This is a genomic window from Pulveribacter sp., assembly GCF_032079985.1.
GTDB lineage: Bacteria > Pseudomonadota > Gammaproteobacteria > Burkholderiales > Burkholderiaceae_C > Melaminivora.
The window spans coordinates 22,910-39,277 of record NZ_DAMATK010000002.1 but is presented as its reverse complement, the minus strand read 5'-3'; the positions used below and the strand labels follow the sequence as shown (position 1 = coordinate 39,277).

The 16,368-nt window shown below is 72.2% G+C and carries 18 protein-coding genes; 12 read left to right on the top strand and 6 right to left on the bottom strand.

The genetic code is table 11. From position 1 onward, the window contains the following. Positions 1–2: 2 nt before the first annotated feature. On the bottom strand, positions 3–560 hold the full coding sequence (locus RT282_RS06440) for a tripartite tricarboxylate transporter TctB family protein (protein ID WP_313312735.1): 558 nt from the start codon (positions 558–560) through the stop codon (positions 3–5). A 118-nt stretch (positions 561–678) separates the two neighbouring features. Beyond that, the gene (locus tag RT282_RS06435; RefSeq protein WP_313312732.1) at positions 679–1,638 is read right to left on the bottom strand and encodes a tripartite tricarboxylate transporter substrate-binding protein; all 960 of its coding nucleotides are present in this window, start codon (positions 1,636–1,638) and stop codon (positions 679–681) included. A gap of 144 nt (positions 1,639–1,782) precedes the next feature. On the opposite strand from RT282_RS06435, the gene RT282_RS06430 reads away from it, so the two are divergent. The 5 genes from RT282_RS06430 to RT282_RS06410 all read left to right on the top strand — a co-directional run bounded on the left by RT282_RS06430 (position 1,783) and on the right by RT282_RS06410 (position 5,303). Beyond that, positions 1,783–2,469 (top strand): response regulator, encoded by a 687-nt coding sequence (locus RT282_RS06430; protein ID WP_313312730.1) that lies wholly within the window; start codon positions 1,783–1,785, stop codon positions 2,467–2,469. Between the two features lie 62 nt (positions 2,470–2,531). Beyond that, positions 2,532–3,938, top strand: a complete 1,407-nt coding sequence (locus RT282_RS06425) for a sensor histidine kinase (protein WP_313312729.1) — start codon at positions 2,532–2,534, stop codon at positions 3,936–3,938. Positions 3,939–3,962: 24 nt separating this feature from the next. Beyond that, on the top strand, positions 3,963–4,406 hold the full coding sequence (locus RT282_RS06420; RefSeq protein ID WP_313312728.1) for a S4 domain-containing protein: 444 nt from the start codon (positions 3,963–3,965) through the stop codon (positions 4,404–4,406). Between the two features lie 23 nt (positions 4,407–4,429). Next, positions 4,430–4,855, top strand: a complete 426-nt coding sequence (locus tag RT282_RS06415; protein ID WP_313084011.1) for a GFA family protein — start codon at positions 4,430–4,432, stop codon at positions 4,853–4,855. Between the two features lie 124 nt (positions 4,856–4,979). After that, complete coding sequence (locus tag RT282_RS06410) at positions 4,980–5,303, top strand: EthD family reductase (RefSeq protein ID WP_313312727.1); 324 nt, start codon at positions 4,980–4,982, stop codon at positions 5,301–5,303. A gap of 46 nt (positions 5,304–5,349) precedes the next feature. Here RT282_RS06410 and RT282_RS06405 read toward each other — a convergent pair whose 3' ends face one another. From RT282_RS06405 to RT282_RS06395, 3 genes are read right to left on the bottom strand one after another with little or no spacing between them, the layout of a single operon-like run. After that, a complete protein-coding gene (locus RT282_RS06405; RefSeq protein ID WP_313312725.1) occupies positions 5,350–6,093 on the bottom strand; it encodes an ABC transporter ATP-binding protein in 744 nt (247 codons plus the stop codon). Beyond that, complete coding sequence (locus RT282_RS06400; RefSeq protein ID WP_313312723.1) at positions 6,086–7,288, bottom strand: ABC transporter permease; 1,203 nt, start codon at positions 7,286–7,288, stop codon at positions 6,086–6,088. Before RT282_RS06400 ends, RT282_RS06405 begins: the two co-directional genes overlap by 8 nt. Before the next feature lie 15 nt (positions 7,289–7,303). Then, positions 7,304–8,524 (bottom strand): efflux RND transporter periplasmic adaptor subunit, encoded by a 1,221-nt coding sequence (locus RT282_RS06395; RefSeq protein WP_313312721.1) that lies wholly within the window; start codon positions 8,522–8,524, stop codon positions 7,304–7,306. 306 nt (positions 8,525–8,830) lie between these two features. On the opposite strand from RT282_RS06395, the gene RT282_RS06390 reads away from it, so the two are divergent. From RT282_RS06390 to RT282_RS06375, 4 genes are all read left to right on the top strand, one after another. Further along, complete coding sequence (locus RT282_RS06390; protein WP_312757944.1) at positions 8,831–9,151, top strand: TA system antitoxin ParD family protein; 321 nt, start codon at positions 8,831–8,833, stop codon at positions 9,149–9,151. Further along, positions 9,148–9,774 carry an AAA family ATPase gene (locus RT282_RS06385; protein ID WP_313312718.1) on the top strand — a complete coding sequence of 209 codons (627 nt, stop codon included), beginning with the start codon at positions 9,148–9,150 and terminating at the stop codon, positions 9,772–9,774. Before RT282_RS06390 ends, RT282_RS06385 begins: the two co-directional genes overlap by 4 nt. 191 nt (positions 9,775–9,965) lie before the next feature. After that, positions 9,966–11,414: an L-lactate permease gene (locus RT282_RS06380; RefSeq protein WP_313312716.1), complete on the top strand. Its 1,449-nt coding sequence runs from the start codon at positions 9,966–9,968 to the stop codon at positions 11,412–11,414. A gap of 53 nt (positions 11,415–11,467) precedes the next feature. Then, positions 11,468–11,926, top strand: coding sequence for a CopD family protein (locus tag RT282_RS06375; protein ID WP_313312714.1), 459 nt, complete (start codon positions 11,468–11,470; stop codon positions 11,924–11,926). 77 nt (positions 11,927–12,003) lie between these two features. On the opposite strand, the gene RT282_RS06370 is transcribed toward RT282_RS06375, so the two are convergent. After that, positions 12,004–13,029, bottom strand: a complete 1,026-nt coding sequence (locus RT282_RS06370; protein WP_313312712.1) for a sulfate ABC transporter substrate-binding protein — start codon at positions 13,027–13,029, stop codon at positions 12,004–12,006. Positions 13,030–13,157: 128 nt separating this feature from the next. On the opposite strand from RT282_RS06370, the gene RT282_RS06365 reads away from it, so the two are divergent. From RT282_RS06365 to mnmC, 3 genes are all read left to right on the top strand, one after another. Continuing rightward, positions 13,158–13,430 carry an oxidative damage protection protein gene (locus RT282_RS06365; protein ID WP_312757960.1) on the top strand — a complete coding sequence of 91 codons (273 nt, stop codon included), beginning with the start codon at positions 13,158–13,160 and terminating at the stop codon, positions 13,428–13,430. A 196-nt stretch (positions 13,431–13,626) separates the two neighbouring features. Then, positions 13,627–14,292, top strand: coding sequence for a trimeric intracellular cation channel family protein (locus RT282_RS06360; RefSeq protein WP_312306378.1), 666 nt, complete (start codon positions 13,627–13,629; stop codon positions 14,290–14,292). A gap of 40 nt (positions 14,293–14,332) precedes the next feature. Further along, a complete protein-coding gene (mnmC, locus tag RT282_RS06355) occupies positions 14,333–16,231 on the top strand; it encodes an FAD-dependent 5-carboxymethylaminomethyl-2-thiouridine(34) oxidoreductase MnmC (RefSeq protein ID WP_313313968.1) in 1,899 nt (632 codons plus the stop codon). Positions 16,232–16,368 lie beyond the last annotated feature (137 nt).

Genomic DNA, 16,368 nt, shown 5'->3' with positions numbered 1-16,368 from the left:
CATCACAGCCACCCCGTGTTCGTGAGCCCCGGCAGGCCGATGGCCAGGAATTGGGTGAAGGCCCAGAACACCGGCGCGGCGATGGCCAGGCCCGCCAGCACATCCACCAGCAGCACGCGGGGCGACAGCGTGCGCGCATCACCCTGGGCGCGGCGCAGGCCCTGCACCGCCAGGGCGTAGCACAGCGCGCAGCCCAGGATGAAGCCGATCTCCGTGATCAGCGCCGCGTTCAGCAGCAGCCCGCTTGAGACCCAGGCGAATCGCCCCCAGTGCCCGCGCGCGCTGCCGCCCGGGTCCTGCGCGTGGCGGTAGCCGCCGGACAGCGCCTCGCGCACCAGCAGCACGCCGCACAGCCCCAGCACCGCCGCGCACAGCCAGGGTACGAAGTTGGGGCCCACGCCGCCATAGCCGGCGGTGCCGGGGATCTGCAGCGCGCCCACGGCCAGGCCCGCCGCGACCAGGACCACGGCCACGCCCACGGTGGCCTGCCAGCGGGCGGACGGAATTGCCGAAGGCGCCACGCCGGCCGCGTCGCCGTCGCTGGAGGAGATTTCAGTCATCAGGACACACCCCGCACGGGCTGCCGGCGCCGCGGCAAGAATTCAAGCCAAAACCGGCTCAAACCCTTGCTGTACAAGCGCAAGCAGCTCATCTATCAATAGCAAAAAGGCCGACGCTTCAGACCATGCCCGACTTGACCATAGTGGCGCGCAGGCTGGCGAACTCGGCGTCCACGAACTCGGCGAAGGCGTCGCCCGCCAGCCAGGCCGGCGTCCAGTCGTTCTTCTCCAGCGCCTCCGCCCAGGCAGCGCTCTTGGTGGCCTTTTGCACCATGGCCACCAGCGCGTCGCGCTGGGCCCGGGTGATGCCCGGCGCGCCGTACACACCGCGCCAGTTGCCGATCTCCACGTTGATGCCCTGCTCCTTCAGGGTGGGCACGTCCACACCCTTCAGGCGCTGGCCCGACGTCACGCCAATGGGGCGCATCTTGCCGGCGGCGATGTATTCGGAGAACTCGCTGTAGCCGCTGCCGCCCACGGTGACGTTGCCGCCCAGGATGGCGGCCGTCGCCTCCCCGCCCCCGCGGAAGGCCACGTAGTTGATTTTGGCCGGGTCCACGCCCACCTCGCGGGCGATCATGGCGGCGGCGATGTGCTCGGTGGAGCCGCGCGAGCCGCCGCCCCACTTCACGCTGCCGGGGTCTTTCTTGAGCTGGGCGACCACGTCGGCCATGGTCTTGAAGGGCGAGCTGGCGGGCAGCACGAAGACGTTGTATTCGCTGGTCAGGCGTGCGATCGGCGTGACGCGGTCCAGGCCCACCGGCGGCTTGGCCGTGATGATGCCGCCCAGCATCACCGCGCCCATGACCATCAGCGCGTTAGGGTCGCCCTTGCTGGCGTTGGCGAACTGCGCCAGGCCGATGGCGCCGGCCGCGCCGCCCTTGTTCTCGTACGTGACGGACGAGGCCACGCCCGCGTCCTGCAGCGCCTTGCCCAGGGCGCGGCCGGTGCTGTCCCAGCCGCCGCCGGGGTTGGCCGGCAGCATCATCTTGATGGCCACGGCGGCCTGGGCCGACAGCGGCAGGCTGCCGGCAGCGGCCAGGGCGGCCAGGGACTTGAGGAAGGTATCGCGGCGCATGGTGGTGTCTCCTTACCTGGTTGGAATCGCCATGAAAACAGCAAACGCCGCGATCATGCGCACGCAAGCTGTCAAACGGCTGTCCGGCACACCAGGGTTAACACCGGGTCCGGCGCCCTGCCTGAACGGCTTTCTAATCGCCCGATGCAACTGCTGCTTGTCGAAGACGACGCCACCATGCGGTCCACGCTGCAGCGCTCGCTGGCGCGCCGCGGCATGGCCGTGACGGCCCTGGGCGACGGCCGCGATGCGCTGGCCCAGTGGCGCGCCCAGCCGCCCGACGCCGTGGTGCTGGACCTGACCCTGCCCGGCCTGGACGGCCTACAGGTGCTGCAGCAGGCGCGCGCCGGCGGCCTGCGCACCCCCGTGCTGCTGCTGACCGCACGCGGCACCGTGGGCGACCGCGTGCTGGGCCTGAACGCGGGCGCCGACGACTACCTGCCCAAGCCCTTCGACCTGGACGAACTGGAGGCCCGCCTGCGCGCCCTGCTGCGCCGCAGCGGCGACGCGCCATCGCCCGCCCTGCCCGCCGGCGCCCCGGCGCTGGGCGCCCTGCGCTGCGACCGGGGCAGCGGCGCCATCTACGTGCATGGCGAGCCCCTGGACCTGACGCCGCGCGAACTGGCGCTGCTGCGCGCCCTGCTGGCCCAGCCCGGGCGCGCCGTGGCCAAGGAGCGGCTGTACGAGCTGGTCTTTCCCGGCCAGAGCGAGGTGCAGTACGAGGCCATCGAGGTGGTGGTCTACCGCGTGCGCAAGAAGCTGGCCGGCACCGGCGTGGCACTGATGACGCTGCGCGGCCTGGGCTATCTTTTGAAGGCGCAGCAGGCGTGAGCGCCCGCCCGGCCGTTCCGAAGGGCGCTTGCACCGCAGGCGAAGCCGAAGGTGTCATCCCAGTGAGCCGCCCGCGTTCGCTGCGCCGCCAGCTGCTTCTGGGCATCCTGCTGCCCACGCTGCTGTTCGTCTGCGTCAACACCTACAGCCTGCACCGCCAGGCGCTGGCCGCGCTGCACACCGCCTACGACCGCACGCTGCTGGCCTCGGCCAAGACCATCAGCGAGCAGCTGGACGTGCGCGGCTGGGACGAGCAGGCCGAGCTGCGCGCCACCGTGCCCTACGCCGCGCTGGAGGCCTTCGAGGCCGACAACCAAAGCCGCATGTTCTACCGCGTGTCCACCCTGCAGGGCGAGCTGGTCTCCGGCTTTGCCGAGCTGCCCGTGTGGCGCGGCACCATCCCCGCACGGCCACCCTATGCGGCGCTGGTGGACTTCTACGATGCGCGCTTTCGCGGCGAGAGCGTGCGCGTGGCCGTGCTGCTGCAACCCGTGGCCAGCAGCCAGGGCCGCGGCATGGCCGTGATCCAGGTGGCCGAGACGCTGGAGCTGCGTGAGGCCGCTGCCCTGCAGATCCTGTGGGACACGCTGGCGCGCCAGGCGCTGCTGCTGGCCGTGGTGGCCGCTGTGGTGGCGCTGGTCACGCAGCGTGCCACGCGGCCGGTGCGCCAACTCAGCAGCGACCTGCAATCGCGCGCCGAGGGCGACCTGGCCCCCATCTCCGCACCCGATGCCCCGCGCGAGCTGCAGCCGCTGATCGCCGCCACCAACGCCGTGATGCTGCGCCTGTCGCGCCTGCTGGCGCACCAAAAGCGCTTCGTGCGAGATGCCTCGCACCAGCTGCGCACGCCGCTGGCCGTGCTCAAGACCCAGGTGCAGTCCGCCCGGCGCGGCGACCTGCCGCCGGCCCAGGCGCTGCAGGAGATGGGCGACACCGTGGAGCGCGCCACGCAGCTGGCCAACCAGATGCTGGCCCTGGCCAAGGTGGAGCAGCTGCGCCAGCAGGGCCAGGTGCCCGTGGCCCGGCTGGACGAGGTGCTGCGCGAAGTCGCCCTGGAGCTGTCACCCCTGGTGGCCCAGGGCGACCTGGACTTCGGCATCGAAACCGCCGCCGCACCTGTGCGCGCCCACGACTGGATGCTGCGCGAGCTGTGCCGCAACCTGCTGCACAACGCCATCCGCCATGCGCCGGACGGCTCGGAACTGGCCGTGACGCTGCGCGCGGGCGCCGGCCAGGCGGTGCTGACCATCGCCGACGCCGGCCCGGGCATCGACGACGAGCTGGCCACGCGGCTGTTCCAGCCGTTTTCGGCCGGCGACGTGCGCCACGGCAGCGGCCTGGGCCTGGCCATCTGCCAGGAGATCGTGCAGGCGCTGGGCGGCAGCATTGCCCTGTCCAACCGACGCCAGGGCGAGCGCGTGCGGGGCCTGGACGCCGTGGTGCGCCTGCCGCTGGCGCACCAAGGTTGATGGCGGCCCGGCAAAATATCCGCGATGACGATACCCCCGGAATCCATGCGCCTGGACAAATGGCTGTGGTGCGCGCGCTTCTACAAGACGCGCGGCCTGGCCGTGGACGAAATCGGCCGCGGCCGCGTCACCGTCAACGGCCAAGCCGCCAAGGCCGCGCGCGAGCTGCGCGTGGGCGACACCGTGGCGCTGCGCCAAGGCCCGGTGGCACGCACCGTGGTCGTGCGCGCCCTGAGCGGCATGCGCGGCCCGGCGCCGGTGGCGCAGCTGCTGTACGAGGAGACTGCCGACAGCATCGCGGCGCGCGAGCAGGCGGCGCAGGCCCGCCGCCTGGCACCCGAGCCGGCTGACGCCTTACGCGACGGCCGGCCCACCAAGCGCGACCGGCGCAACATCGACCAGCTGCGCGGCGGCTGGGGCAGCCGCTGGAGCGCGTCGCTGGACGACGATGCATCCGGCAAATCCTGACCATCCCTTCTCCTTTCTCTCCCATGCAAATCACTGGCAAGTGCCATTGCGGCGCCATTTCCTACACGGCCCAGGTGGACCCCGCGCGGGTCCAGGTCTGCCACTGCGCGGACTGCCAGCAGTTTTCCGGCGCGCCCTTTCGGGCCGTGCTCCCCACGCCCGTAGAGGACGTGGCCCTTACCGGCCAGCCCCGGCACTACGTGAAGGTGGCCGAAAGCGGCAACCGCCGGGCCCAGGGCTTCTGCGCCGAATGCGGCACCCAGCTGTATGCCACCGAGGCGGACCAGCCCAAGGTGCTGAACCTGCGCCTGGGCTGCGTGAACGAGCGCGCGCAGCTGGTGCCCCAGCGGCAGATCTGGGGCGAATCGGCCATGCCCTGGCTGCCCACGCTGGCGGCGCTGCCCCTGCACGTGAAGGGCGCGGCCAGCGAGCTGCTGCCGCCCGGGTAACGTCGCCGCCGCCCGGCTGTCGCCCAGGAGGCAGCACGCCGGGCCGCGCTGCCCTACGGTCGGCGGCGCGCGGGGCCGGGGCCGCCGCGCTGCCACCCACCCCTGCCAAGGAGGCGCTTTTCCGATGATCAAGGTCACCGTCCTGTACCGCTGGCGCGAAGGCGCCCGCTTCGACCACGACTACTACCATGGCGCGCACATGCGCATCGCCCGCCAGGCCCTGGGGCCGCTGGGCCTGGCGCGGCTGGAGAGCGACCGCGCGCTCTACCCCGGCCAGCCGCGCCCCGGCCAGGTCGTCGCGCTGACCAGCGCCTACTTTCCCACGCTGGAGCAGGCGCAGGCTGCCGCCCGGCAGTCGGCGCCGGTGCTGATGGCCGACATTCCCAACTACACCGACATCGAGCCCGAGTCGTACCTCGCCCAGGTGGCGGCGCACGCCCTGCCCTGAGCCTGGCGGCCACGCGCCGGCATGCCGACTACGGGCGCGGCGTCCGTCACCCGGCGGCCGGCGGCGCCGGCGCGGCGCGCTGGCGTTCGTCGCGCTCGATCCGGCCGTCGACCAGCGTCACCGTGCGGTCGCACTGGGCGGACAAGCGCGGGTCGTGCGTCACCATCAGCACGGCGCAGCCGAACTCGCGGTTGAAGCGGCGAAACAGCCCGAAGACGTCCGCGGCGGACTGGCTGTCCAGGTTGCCGGTGGGCTCGTCGGCCAGCAGCAGGGCCGGCTGCATGACCAGCGCCCGCGCCACGGCCACGCGCTGCTGCTGCCCGCCCGAGAGCTGGTCGGGCTTGCGCTGCTCGTACCGCGCCAGGCCCACTTCGTGCAGCAGGTGGCGCGCGCGCTCCGTGTCCTGCGGCGTGGGCCGTCCCCGGGCCACCATGAGCGGCATCAGCACGTTCTCCAGCGCCGTGAAGGCCTGGATCAGGTAATGGAACTGGAAGACGAAGCCGATGGCATGGCCGCGCAGCGCCGTGCGGCGCATATCGGGCATGTCGCGCGTGGGCTCACCCAGCAGGTAGAGCTCGCCGGACGTCGGCCGGTCCAGCAAGCCGATCAGATTGAGCAGCGTGCTCTTGCCTGAGCCGGAGGCGCCCACCAGCGCCGCGAAGTCACTACGCTGCAGGCGCAGGTCCAGCCCGTGCAGCACCTCCACCTCCGTGGGCTTGCCGACGTTGTAGCTTTTCTTCAGCTCCTGCAGGCGCAGGACTTCCTGGCTGGCGGCGGTGTGCTCAGACATGGCGGATGGCCTCGGCCGGGTCGAGCGCGGCGGCGCGGCGCGCCGGCACCGCCGCCGACAGCACCCCGGTCACCGTGGCCAGCGCGGCGGCCAGCACCAGCAACCAGGGGCTCATGGGAATGGGAAACAGCTTCGGGCCCAGCACGTTAAAGGCCGTGACCAGCCCATAGCCTGCTGCGCCCCCCACCAGGGAGCCCACCAGGCCGAACACGGCGCCCTGGATCAGGAACACCCGCAGCATCTGCTGGCGCGTCGTGCCCATGGCACGCAGGATGCCGATGTCGCGCGTGCGCTGCACCACGCTCACCGACAGCACGCTGGCGATGCCCAGCGCCACGCTCAGCGCCACGAACAGGCCGATCATCTGCGTGGACAGGCTTTGCGAGCGCAGGGCGTTCATCAGCTGGGCGTTGGTTTCGATCCAGCTCTCCGCGCGCAGCCCGGTCAGGCGCGCCAGCCGGGCGGCCACGTCCTGCGCCGCGAAGATGTCGCGCACCTTGACATCGATGCCGGTGGCTGCGCCCGGCAGCTCCAGCAGCGACTGCACCTGCTTCATGTCCAGGTACAGGTAGCGCGCGTCCAGCTCGCGCACGCCCAGCTCGAAGATGCCGGCGACGTTGACCACGCTCTCGCGCCCCTGGCCCCCGTCCACACGCACCTTGTCGCCCACGCGCACGCCCAGGTCGGCGGCCAGCTGCCGGCCGATCACGGCGTCGCCCGCGCCGATGCGGAAGGTCCCGGCCACGAGCTCGTCCTGCACGGCGATGATGCGCCGGTAGCGCTCCGGGTCGATGCCCAGCAGCGCCACCGGCAGCAGTGCCTCGCCCCGGCGCACGAAGGCCGGCCCCGACACCACGGGCGACACGGCCGTGAGCTGCGGCAGCGTTTCCAGCACGTCGCGCACCTGCTGCCAGTTGTTGATCGAGCGCAGGCGCTGCGCGCGCTGGGTCTCCAGCACCAGCTGCGTGGTGCCGGGCGGCGGGAGCACGATGAGGTTGCGCTCCTGCGGCGGCTGGATCTTGATGTGGGGCTGCGTGCCCAGGGTGCGGTCGATGATGTTCTGCTGCAGCCCGGTGATGAGCGCGCTCAGGAACACCAGCACGGCCACGCCCACGCCGATGCCCACGAGGATCAGCACGCTTTGCGTCCGGCCCTCGCGCAGGAACTTGGTGGCGATGGTCCATTCAGCCCACATGGCGTCGGCCCGTCGTCAGTCCAGCTGCACAGGCAGCTCCTTGCGCGTGGCCAGGCCCGCATCGCGCGCGGGCGGCTGGCGCGGCTCGACGCGCACGCGCTGGCCTGGCTCCAGCGCGGCCTGCCCGTCGGCCAGCACCCAGTCGCCGGCCTGCAGCCCCTCGGTGACCTCGGTCTGCGCCAGGCCGCGCAGCCCCAGCCGCACCTGGCGCTGCGCCGCGCGGCCGTCCTGCACCACCCACAGCCGGGCGTGCTCGCCCTGCAGCGCGGCAAGGGCGTCGTTGGGCACCACCAGGGCACGCTCGCGCCGGCCCGTCTCCACGTTCACGGACACCGTCATGCTCTGACGCAGGAAGTCCGGCACCGGCTCGACGGCCAGGCGCACGTCCACCGTGCCGCGCTGGGCGTCCACGCTGGGCGCGATGAAGTCCACGCGGGCGGGGAACGGCCGTGTGGGAAAGGCGTCGGCGATGGCCAGCGCCGGCTGGCCGACGGCCAGCACTTCGAGGTTCTTCTCATCCACCGCCACCAGCAGTTCGGTGGCGCCGCTGCGCGCGATCTCAAACAGCACGCGGCCGGGCTGCACCAGGTCGCCGGGCTCGGCATTGCGGGTGAGCACCGTGCCGGCGACCTCGGCGCGGATGGTCGTCTTGTCCAGCTGGGCCTGGGCGCTCGCCACGCGGGCGCGGGCCGCGGCCTCGGCCGGGTTGCCCGCCTGCAGCGCGCGGGCGTTCAGCTGTGCCTGCGCGGCGGCCGTGCGGGCGACGGCTTCGGCCTGCAGGGCCTGCTCCAGCTCCTCGCGCGCGATGGCCTGCCGGGCAAATAGCGCCTGGCGGCGCTGCGCCTCGCGGCGGGCCTGCTCCAGCCGCACCTGGGCCTCGGCCAGGCGCGCCTGCGCCTGCGGGCGCGTGGACTGCTGCAGCTCGGCCAGGGCGGCCTGGGCCTCGCGCAGCGCGGCCTGCAGGTCATCGGCCCGCAGCACCGCCAACACGTCGCCCGGCTGCACCCGGTCGCCCTCGCGCACGCGTCGCTCGACCAGCACCCCCGTCACCGCGCTGCCCACCTGCGCACGCGACACCGCCGCCACCTGCCCCGTGGCAACCACCGTCTGCACCAGCGGCCCGGCCGTGACCTGATAGCCGGGCAGGAGCGGGCCGCGCAGGGCGCGCACGCCCAGCCAGGCCAGCGCGGCCAGGACAAGCACGGCGGCCGCTGCGGCCCACCAGCGGCGCTTCATGGGCAGCACCTGCGCAGTCCCGGCCTGCAGCCGGCATTCAATGAAAAAAGGAGAGGCATCGTCGTTGGGCTGGGGTCTGCCGGGGGCGTGAGAACAGCACGGCAGGCACGTTGCCCCTGCTGAGCTGCGGCGCGCGAGCCGGCTCACGGTGCAGTCTCGCACACCCTGCACGGGGCCGGGCCTGCCAGGACCGCACCGACCACCCCGTGCGTTGCTTGGACCCTGCACGTCATACCCGGCTGCCAGCCCCAACGGCCTTGAAGAAAGCCAAAATGGCGCAAAATGCGCCACAAAGGAGTCTTCGCCATGGCCCAACCCGCTTTTTCCTCCGTCAAGTTGCCCGGCTCCCTGGTCGAGCAGGCGCGCCAGGCCGCGCAGCCGCTGCGCCGCTCGGTCGCCAGCCAGATCGAATACTGGGCCACGCTCGGCCAGATCGTCGAGCACACCGGCCTGAGCGTGCAGGACGCGCGCGCCGCCATCGAGCAGTACGAGGCCGCCGCCGCGCAGGCCACGGCGCCCGTGTCGGTGGACGCGCTCACCGGCCGCCTGCTGGCCGCACAGGCGCGCGGCACGCTCGCCGAGCGCGTGCGCGAGGTGGTGCGCGAGAACCAGTCGCGCGCCCGGTGACGCACGCCTCCGCCGCCGCCACGGCGGCGCCCTGCTGGCTGCACCTGCTGGCCGGGCCCAACGGCGCGGGCAAGTCCACGCTGTACCGCGCGCTGGTGCGCGAAGGCATCCTGGGCCCGCCGCTTCCGTTCGTGAACGCCGACCTGCACGAGCAGGCACAGCTGCAGCACATCGCCGATCCGCACGAGCGCTCGCTGGCCGCCCGCGCCTGGGCCGACGCACGGCGCGCGGCGCTGATCGAAGCGCGCACCCCGTTCGCCAGCGAGACGGTGTTCTCCCACCCCTCCAAGCTGGAATTGATGGAGCACGCCCAAAGCCGCGGCTTTACCGTCGCCCTGCACGTGGTGGCGCTGGACGACCCGCACCGCCTGCTCGAGCGCGTGGCCCAGCGCGTGCGCGAGGGCGGCCATCCGGTGCCGCCCGAACGCATCCTGGCGCGCTACCCGCGCACGCTGGCGCTGCTGGCGCAGGCGGTGCGCCGGGCCGACGTGGCCTATCTGTATGACGGCGCCGACGTGCAAGCAGGCGGCCCGCAGCTGGTGGCCGTGCGCACGGCGGCCGGCGCGACCGCGCTGGCGACGCCCCTGCCGCCTTGGGCGCGGGCCATGCTGCAGGCAGGCTGAGGACGCGCGGTTTGGCATAAAAACAGGCTCCAGCCCTTGTGCAGCAAGCGCCGGCAGCTCTTTTTTCAGGAGCGACTTGATCAGCCTCGCCAGGGCGCAACGGGCGACCCCGCGGCGGCCGCACGCCGTATGCTGGCGCGCCGGCAACCCTGGGGTGCCGGCCTGCCGCCACACCCTCAAAGGTCTGTTCCATGTCGCTGCTGCTGCACCTGTCGCCCCTGCTGCTGGTCATGCTGGCCCTTATGGTGCTGCGCCGCCCACCACTGCAGGCGGCGCTGGCCGGCTGCCTGCTGGCCCTGCTGCTGTGGGCGCTGGGCGCCGCGCGGCCCCTGCAGGGCGCGGACCTGGGCGCGGCAGCGCTGGACACTGCGCTGCTGCTTGCCATCACCGCCAGCGTCATCGTGCCAGGCCTGGCCTTCGTCATCGCCATCGAGCGGCTGGGAGTGAACCAGGCACTCAGCCAGTCGGTGCAAGCGCTGGCGCTGCCGCGCGCAAACCAGGTCCTGCTGGTGGTGCTGGGGCTGGGGCCGCTGCTGGAGTCGATGACGGGCTTCGGCGTGTCCATGGTGGCTACCGTGCCGCTGCTGCTGGCACTGTTCGCGCGGCCGGTGGCGTTGCGCCTGGCTCTGGTCGGCATGGCCATCATGCCGTGGGGCACGCTGGGGTTGGCGACGGTGGTCGGGGCCTCGCTGGCCGGGCTGGCGCCCGAGGCGCTGGCGGCCGACACGGCGCTGGTCAGCGCCCCGGTGTTCCTGGCCGTGGCGGCGCTGTCGCTGTGGTGGACCGGGGCGCGTGGGGCCCGGGCCTGGCTGGCACTGGCCGTGCACGGCACGCTGTTCCTCGCCGTGCTGTGGGCGCTGAGCCGCGCCACCGGGCCCGAGGTGGCGGGCGTGGGCGCCGGCCTGGCCGTGGTGCTGGCCGTGCTGGCACCCTCCTGGCTGGCCCGCGCCCGCGGCGCCGCCTGGCCGCACGCCGCCTGGCCCTACCTGGCACTGATCGCCTGCGTGGTACTGCTGAAATGGGTGACTCTGCTGACCCGGCTTGACGAGCGCTGGACGGTGGCCGGCGCGGCCGTGGTGTGGAAGCCCCTGGCCTCGCCCGGCATCGCCCTGGCGGCGGCCCTGGCGTGGGTCTGGCTACGCCGGAGTCGCACACTGCAGGACGCCGCGCACCCGCCCCTGGCCCGCGCCCTGGGCGCGCGGGCGGCGCGGCCGCTGGTCACCATCGCCTGCTTCCTGGCGCTGTCGCAGATGATGGTCAAGGGCGGCTTCCTGGACGGCCTGACGCATTCGCTGGCCGCCCTGCCGCCCCTGGCCGTGGCGCCGGCGGTGGGGCTGATGGGAGCACTGTCGGGCTACATGACGGGCTCCACCCTGGGCGGCAACGCGCTGTTCATGCCGGCCATCGCGCTGCTGCCCGAGGGCGGGCGGGCGCTGCTGGCGGCGTTGCAAAACAGCGCGGCAGGACATGCGGCCATGGGCTCCATCCCGATCGCCATGGTGGTGCTGGGCCTGGCCCGCACCACGCCGGACGAGGAAGGCCGGCTGGTGCGCTTCGGCTTCCTGCTGGCCTGCATGAACGCGGCCCTGGTGGCGCTGACCGCAGTGGCCGTACTGGCATTGCAGCCGGGCCGCTGGTGAGGCTGGGCACAATGCGCGGCAATTTTTGTCAACGCCCTGGCGCCCTTCTTTCCATGCTCTACAACGCCCTGAAACTGCTGCACGTGCTGTCCATCATCGTTTGGGTGGGCGGCATGGTGTTCGCCCACTTCTTCCTGCGCCCGGCCGCGCAGGCACTGCCACCGGCCCAGCGGGTGCCGCTGATGCACGGCGTGCTGCAGCGCTTCCTGGGCGCGGTGGCCGCGGCCGTGGTGGTGGTGCTGACCACGGGTCTGGCGATGATCGGCATGGTCAGCGTGGGCTCGGGCGGGGGCTTTGCCATGCCGGCGGACTGGCACTTCATGATCGGCGTCGGCCTGTTGATGATGGCCATCTTCGGCTACCTGTACTTCGCCGTGCTGTCACGCTTGGATGCGGCCGTCGCCGCCGGCGACTGGGCCGCGGGCGGCGCGGCGCTGGCGCGCATGCGCACCTGGGTGGGCGTGAACTTGGTGCTGGGCACGGCCATCGTGGCGGTCGTGCTGCTGTGGTGAGGTAGCTCTCCGCTACCCTTTTGGTAGCTGCCAGCGCCTGTCCAGCAAGGGCTGGAGGCACTTTTGACTGTTTTTTTTCAGCGCCTGGTGTAGATCTGGTCGAAGCTGCCGCCGTCGGCGAAGTGCTCCCTGTCCGCCTTGGCCCAGCCGCCAAAGGCCTGGTCGATGGTCACCAGCGTGAGCTTGGGGAACTGCGCGTCGAACTTCGCCTTGGCCTTCTCCCCCGTGGGGCGGTAGTAGTTCTTGCCGGCGATGTCCTGGCCTTCGTCGGAGTACAGGTGCTTGAGGTATTCCTCGGCCAGCGCGCGCGAGCCTTTCTTGTCCACCACCTTGTCCACCACCGCCACCGTGGGCTCTGCCAGGATGGAGAGGGACGGCACGACGATGTCGAACTTGTCCTTGCCGAACTCCTTGATCGCCAGGAATGCCTCGTTCTCCCAGGCCAGCAACACGTCGCCGACGCCGCGCTGCACGAACGTGATGGTCGAGCCGCGGGCGCCGGTGTCCAGCACCGACACGTTCTTGTAGAGCCGGGCCACGAAGTCCCTGGCCTGAGCCTCGCCGCCGTATTTGCGCTTGGCGAACTCCCACGCGGCCAGGTAGTTCCAGCGCGCGCCGCCGCTGGTCTTGGGGTTGGGCGTGATGACCTGCACGCCCGGCTTGGCCAGGTCGTCCCAGTCCTTCAGGCCTTTGGGGTTGCCCTTCTTGACCAGGAACACGATGGTCGAGGTGTAGGGCGCCGAGTTGTGCGGCAGGCGCTTTTGCCAGTCGGCGGCCAGCAGACCGTGGCGGGCCAGCGCGTCCACGTCGCCGCCCAAGGCCAGCGTGGCCACGTCGGCGTCGATGCCGTCGATGATGGAGCGCGCCTGCTTGCCCGAGCCGCCGTGCGACTGCTTGAACTGCACCTCCTGGCCCGTCTTGGCCTTCCAGTGGCGGGCGAAGGCCTGGTTGTATTCGGCGTACAGCTCGCGCGTCGGGTCATAGGAGACGTTCAGGAACTGCGTGCCCTGGGCCAGCGCAGGCGGGGCAATGACCGTGCCCAGCGTGGCGGCAAGGGCCGCGGCCGCAAGGGGAAACTTGATAAAGTGACGGCGATTTTTCACGGGTGCTTTCTGTGCGTTGGAAGAGATGCAACGCATTCTGGAAGCCGCCCCAGCAAACCGAAACCAATAAGAATTCAGTTCGTTATTCGTTTAATGACTGAAAACTTTTACGCAGGAACATATTCCCCATGGCACGTACCGTCCACTGCATCAAGCTCGGCCAGGATGCCGAAGGCCTCGACTTCCCGCCCTACCCCGGCGACCTGGGCAAGCGCATCTACGAGAACGTGAGCAAGAAGGCCTGGGCCGACTGGCTCAAGCACCAAACCATGCTAGTCAACGAGAACCGCCTGAACCTGGCCGATGCGCGTGCCCGACAGTACCTGGCCCGGCAGATGGAAAATCATTTCTTCGGCGGCGGTGCAGACGCCGCGGCGGGCTACGTCCCGCCCAGCGCGTAACCCAGTGAAGCGCTGGAAAAAAGTGATTTCGTAAAACCACTTTTTCCCGCAGCGGCGCAGACGCTGCGGCGGGATACGTCCCCGCCCAGCGTGTAGCGCAACCTGACGCAGCCGCCCCCGCCGCACCCCGTGGCGGGGGCGGCTGCCGCTGTGCCCCCTGAAACCGCAGGCGCGCCCCGCCGGAGGTCTTTCTGCCATGCTGCCATCGGTCTCGCTGCTGGACTCGTTCCAGGCTTCGCAGTTCAGCGTCATGCTGGTGGTCTATCTCGTGGCCATCACGGCCGAGGCCATGTCCGGCGCCCTGGCCGCGGGCCGGCGCAACATGGACATCTTCGGTGTCGCCGTGATCGCCTTCGTCACCGCTTTGGGTGGCGGCACGCTGCGCGACATGGTGCTGGGCCACTACCCGCTGGGCTGGACGCAGCACCCTGAATACGTCTACCTGGTCATCAGCGCCGGGCTGCTGACCACCGTGCTGGCGCCCCACATGCACCGCATCAAGCGCGTGTTCCTGCTGCTGGACGCCATGGGTCTGGTGGCCTTTTCCCTCATCGGCTGCAACGTGGCGCTGGAGCTGGGCTACCCCACGGTGGTGGTGGTCATCTCGGGCATGCTCACCGGCATCAGCGGCGGCATCCTGCGCGACGTGCTGTGCAACCAGGTGCCGGTGGTGTTCCGGCGCGAGCTGTACGCCAGCGTCTCGCTGGCCGTGTGCCTGCTATTCCTGGGCCTGCGCGCGTTGGACGTCGGCCTGAACCTGGCCACCGCCGCGTGTTTTGCCATCGGCCTGGCGCTGCGGCTGCTGGCCATCCGCTTCGCCTGGCGTCTGCCCGTGTTCTCTTACCAGCAGCGCTGGGAATGACCCTGCCATGACCGAATCCCTGCACCGGCCGTCCACCGACATGCCGGGCAACGCCTGTCCGGACGGCCGCGAGCCGGGCGGCGATGGCGGTGCCCTGGCCCGGGCGCGCCATCTCGTCCTGCACGGCGGGGGCCTGCCCGATGCCTGGGCGGGCCAGGCGCAGTGGCGCCTGCTGGACGTGCACTTCAGCCGGGGGCTGAACTTCCTGGTCGCGTGGGCTGCCTGGCGCGCCGACACCCACCGCCCGCGCGTGCTGCACTGCGTCGCGTGCACGGCCAGCCCCCCGGGCGCGGACGAGCTGCTGCGCGCAGCGCCGCAATGCGACGAGCTGCAACCCCTGGCGCGGCAGCTGGCCGAACAGTGCTGGGGCCTGCTGCCCGGCGTGCACCGCCTGGCCTTTGAGGGCGGGCGCGTGCTGCTGACGCTGTGCGTGGGCGACGCCCAGGCCCTGCTGCGCCAGCAGCAGCCCACCGCCGACACGGTGTGCCTGGGCCCCGCAAGCGACCCCGACCCGTGGCGCATGCAGACCCTGAAAGCGGTGGCACGCTGCTGCCGCCGCGGCGCGCGCCTGGCCGCCTGGGGCGCGCCGCCCTCCCTGCCCGAGGCGCTGGCGGCGAGCGGCTTCACCGTCCAGGCAGCCGCGAATGCGCCGGCCGGGGGCGACCTGCTGCAGGCCACGTTCGACCCGCCCTGGCAGCCGCGCGCGGGCCAACCACCGCTGCCGCACGCTGCCCTGCCCGACGGTCAGCCTCCCGGGCACTGCCTGGTCGTGGGCGCGGGCCTGGCGGGCGCCGCGGTGGCCGCCAGCCTGGCGCGGCGCGGCTGGCGCGTCACCGTGCTGGACGCATCCGCCGCCCCCGCCGCCGGCGCCTCGGGCCTGCCGGCAGGCGTGTTCGCCTCGCACGTCTCGCCCGACGACAGCGTGCTGTCGCGCCTGTCGCGTGCGGGGGTGCGCACCACGCTGCAGACGCTGGCGGCCCTTGCGCCGCAGGCCAAGGGCGTGGAGTGGGACGACACCGGCGTGCTGGAGCACGGCGTGGACACCCCCGTGCGCCTGGCCTGGGAGGCCGGCCCCGGTCTGGACTGGAGCCGCCCGCCCACGCCGCAGGAGCTGCACGCCAGCCACCTGAGTACCGATGCACCTGCCGCCTGGCACGCGCGCGGCGGCTGGGTCAGCCCGCCGGCGCTGGTGCGCCGGCTGCTCGCCCAGCCGGCCATTGCATGGCACGGCAACGCACGGGTAGCGCGGCTGCAGCGGGACGGCGATGGCCTGTGGCGCGCGCTGGACGATGCCGGCAACCTGCTGGATGCCACGCTGCCTGGCGCCGAACTGGCCGTGGTCTGTGCCGGCCCGGCCAGTGCCGGGGTGGCCGGCGTGCCGCTGCCGCTACAGATGCTGCGCGGGCAGCTGGCCTGGGGCTGGCATGCAGACGCGCCCTCCGGCGCGGCCTGGCCGGCGCATCCGGTCAACGGCCACGGCAACCTGGTCCCCTGCGCGCCGCTGGCGGGGCCGGGGCAAGCGCCGAACGCCGTCACCGGCACCGCGCACCTGGGCTGGGTGCTGGGCTCGACCTTCGAGCGCGACCAAGCCACGCTGCCCGTCAGCCCCGCCGATGAAGCAGCCGGGCGCGCGGCCAACCGGGACAAGCTGGCGCGGCTGCAGCCTGCGCTGGCCCCGGTGCTGGCACCGGCCTTCGCGCCGGGCCTGCCGGCCGTGCACACCTGGGCCGCCGTGCGCTGCGCGGCGCCGGACCGGCTGCCGCTGGTCGGACCGCTGGATGCGCAGGCGCTGCCCGGCCTGTGGGTCAGCACCGCCATGGGCGCGCGTGGCCTGACCCTGGCGCTGCTGTGCGGCGAACTGCTGGCGGCGCGCCTGCACGGCGAGCCGCTGCCGCTGCAGGCGCGGCTGGCGCAGGCCCTGGCCAGCGAGCGGCTGTGACCGCCGCAGTGCGGGTGGTTTGAAGCCAAAACCGGCCCCAGCACCCACCCAGCAAGCGCCAGCAGCTATTGATTAAGGAGCGCCTCCCCTTGGCTACCACGTAGCCGCCATAACCCAGGCCCAGGCCGCCGGCACCG

Coding starts and splice junctions, on each gene's coding strand:
- RT282_RS06440 (WP_313312735.1), bottom strand. CDS start 560: ATGACTGAAATCTCCTCCAGCGACGGCGACGCGGCCGGCGTGGCGCCT.
- RT282_RS06435 (WP_313312732.1), bottom strand. CDS start 1,638: ATGCGCCGCGATACCTTCCTCAAGTCCCTGGCCGCCCTGGCCGCTGCC.
- RT282_RS06430 (WP_313312730.1), top strand. CDS start 1,783: ATGCAACTGCTGCTTGTCGAAGACGACGCCACCATGCGGTCCACGCTG.
- RT282_RS06420 (WP_313312728.1), top strand. CDS start 3,963: ATGACGATACCCCCGGAATCCATGCGCCTGGACAAATGGCTGTGGTGC.
- RT282_RS06415 (WP_313084011.1), top strand. CDS start 4,430: ATGCAAATCACTGGCAAGTGCCATTGCGGCGCCATTTCCTACACGGCC.
- RT282_RS06410 (WP_313312727.1), top strand. CDS start 4,980: ATGATCAAGGTCACCGTCCTGTACCGCTGGCGCGAAGGCGCCCGCTTC.
- RT282_RS06405 (WP_313312725.1), bottom strand. CDS start 6,093: ATGTCTGAGCACACCGCCGCCAGCCAGGAAGTCCTGCGCCTGCAGGAG.
- RT282_RS06400 (WP_313312723.1), bottom strand. CDS start 7,288: ATGTGGGCTGAATGGACCATCGCCACCAAGTTCCTGCGCGAGGGCCGG.
- RT282_RS06395 (WP_313312721.1), bottom strand. CDS start 8,524: ATGAAGCGCCGCTGGTGGGCCGCAGCGGCCGCCGTGCTTGTCCTGGCC.
- RT282_RS06390 (WP_312757944.1), top strand. CDS start 8,831: ATGGCCCAACCCGCTTTTTCCTCCGTCAAGTTGCCCGGCTCCCTGGTC.
- RT282_RS06380 (WP_313312716.1), top strand. CDS start 9,966: ATGTCGCTGCTGCTGCACCTGTCGCCCCTGCTGCTGGTCATGCTGGCC.
- RT282_RS06375 (WP_313312714.1), top strand. CDS start 11,468: ATGCTCTACAACGCCCTGAAACTGCTGCACGTGCTGTCCATCATCGTT.
- RT282_RS06365 (WP_312757960.1), top strand. CDS start 13,158: ATGGCACGTACCGTCCACTGCATCAAGCTCGGCCAGGATGCCGAAGGC.
- RT282_RS06360 (WP_312306378.1), top strand. CDS start 13,627: ATGCTGCCATCGGTCTCGCTGCTGGACTCGTTCCAGGCTTCGCAGTTC.
- mnmC (WP_313313968.1), top strand. CDS start 14,333: ATGCCGGGCAACGCCTGTCCGGACGGCCGCGAGCCGGGCGGCGATGGC.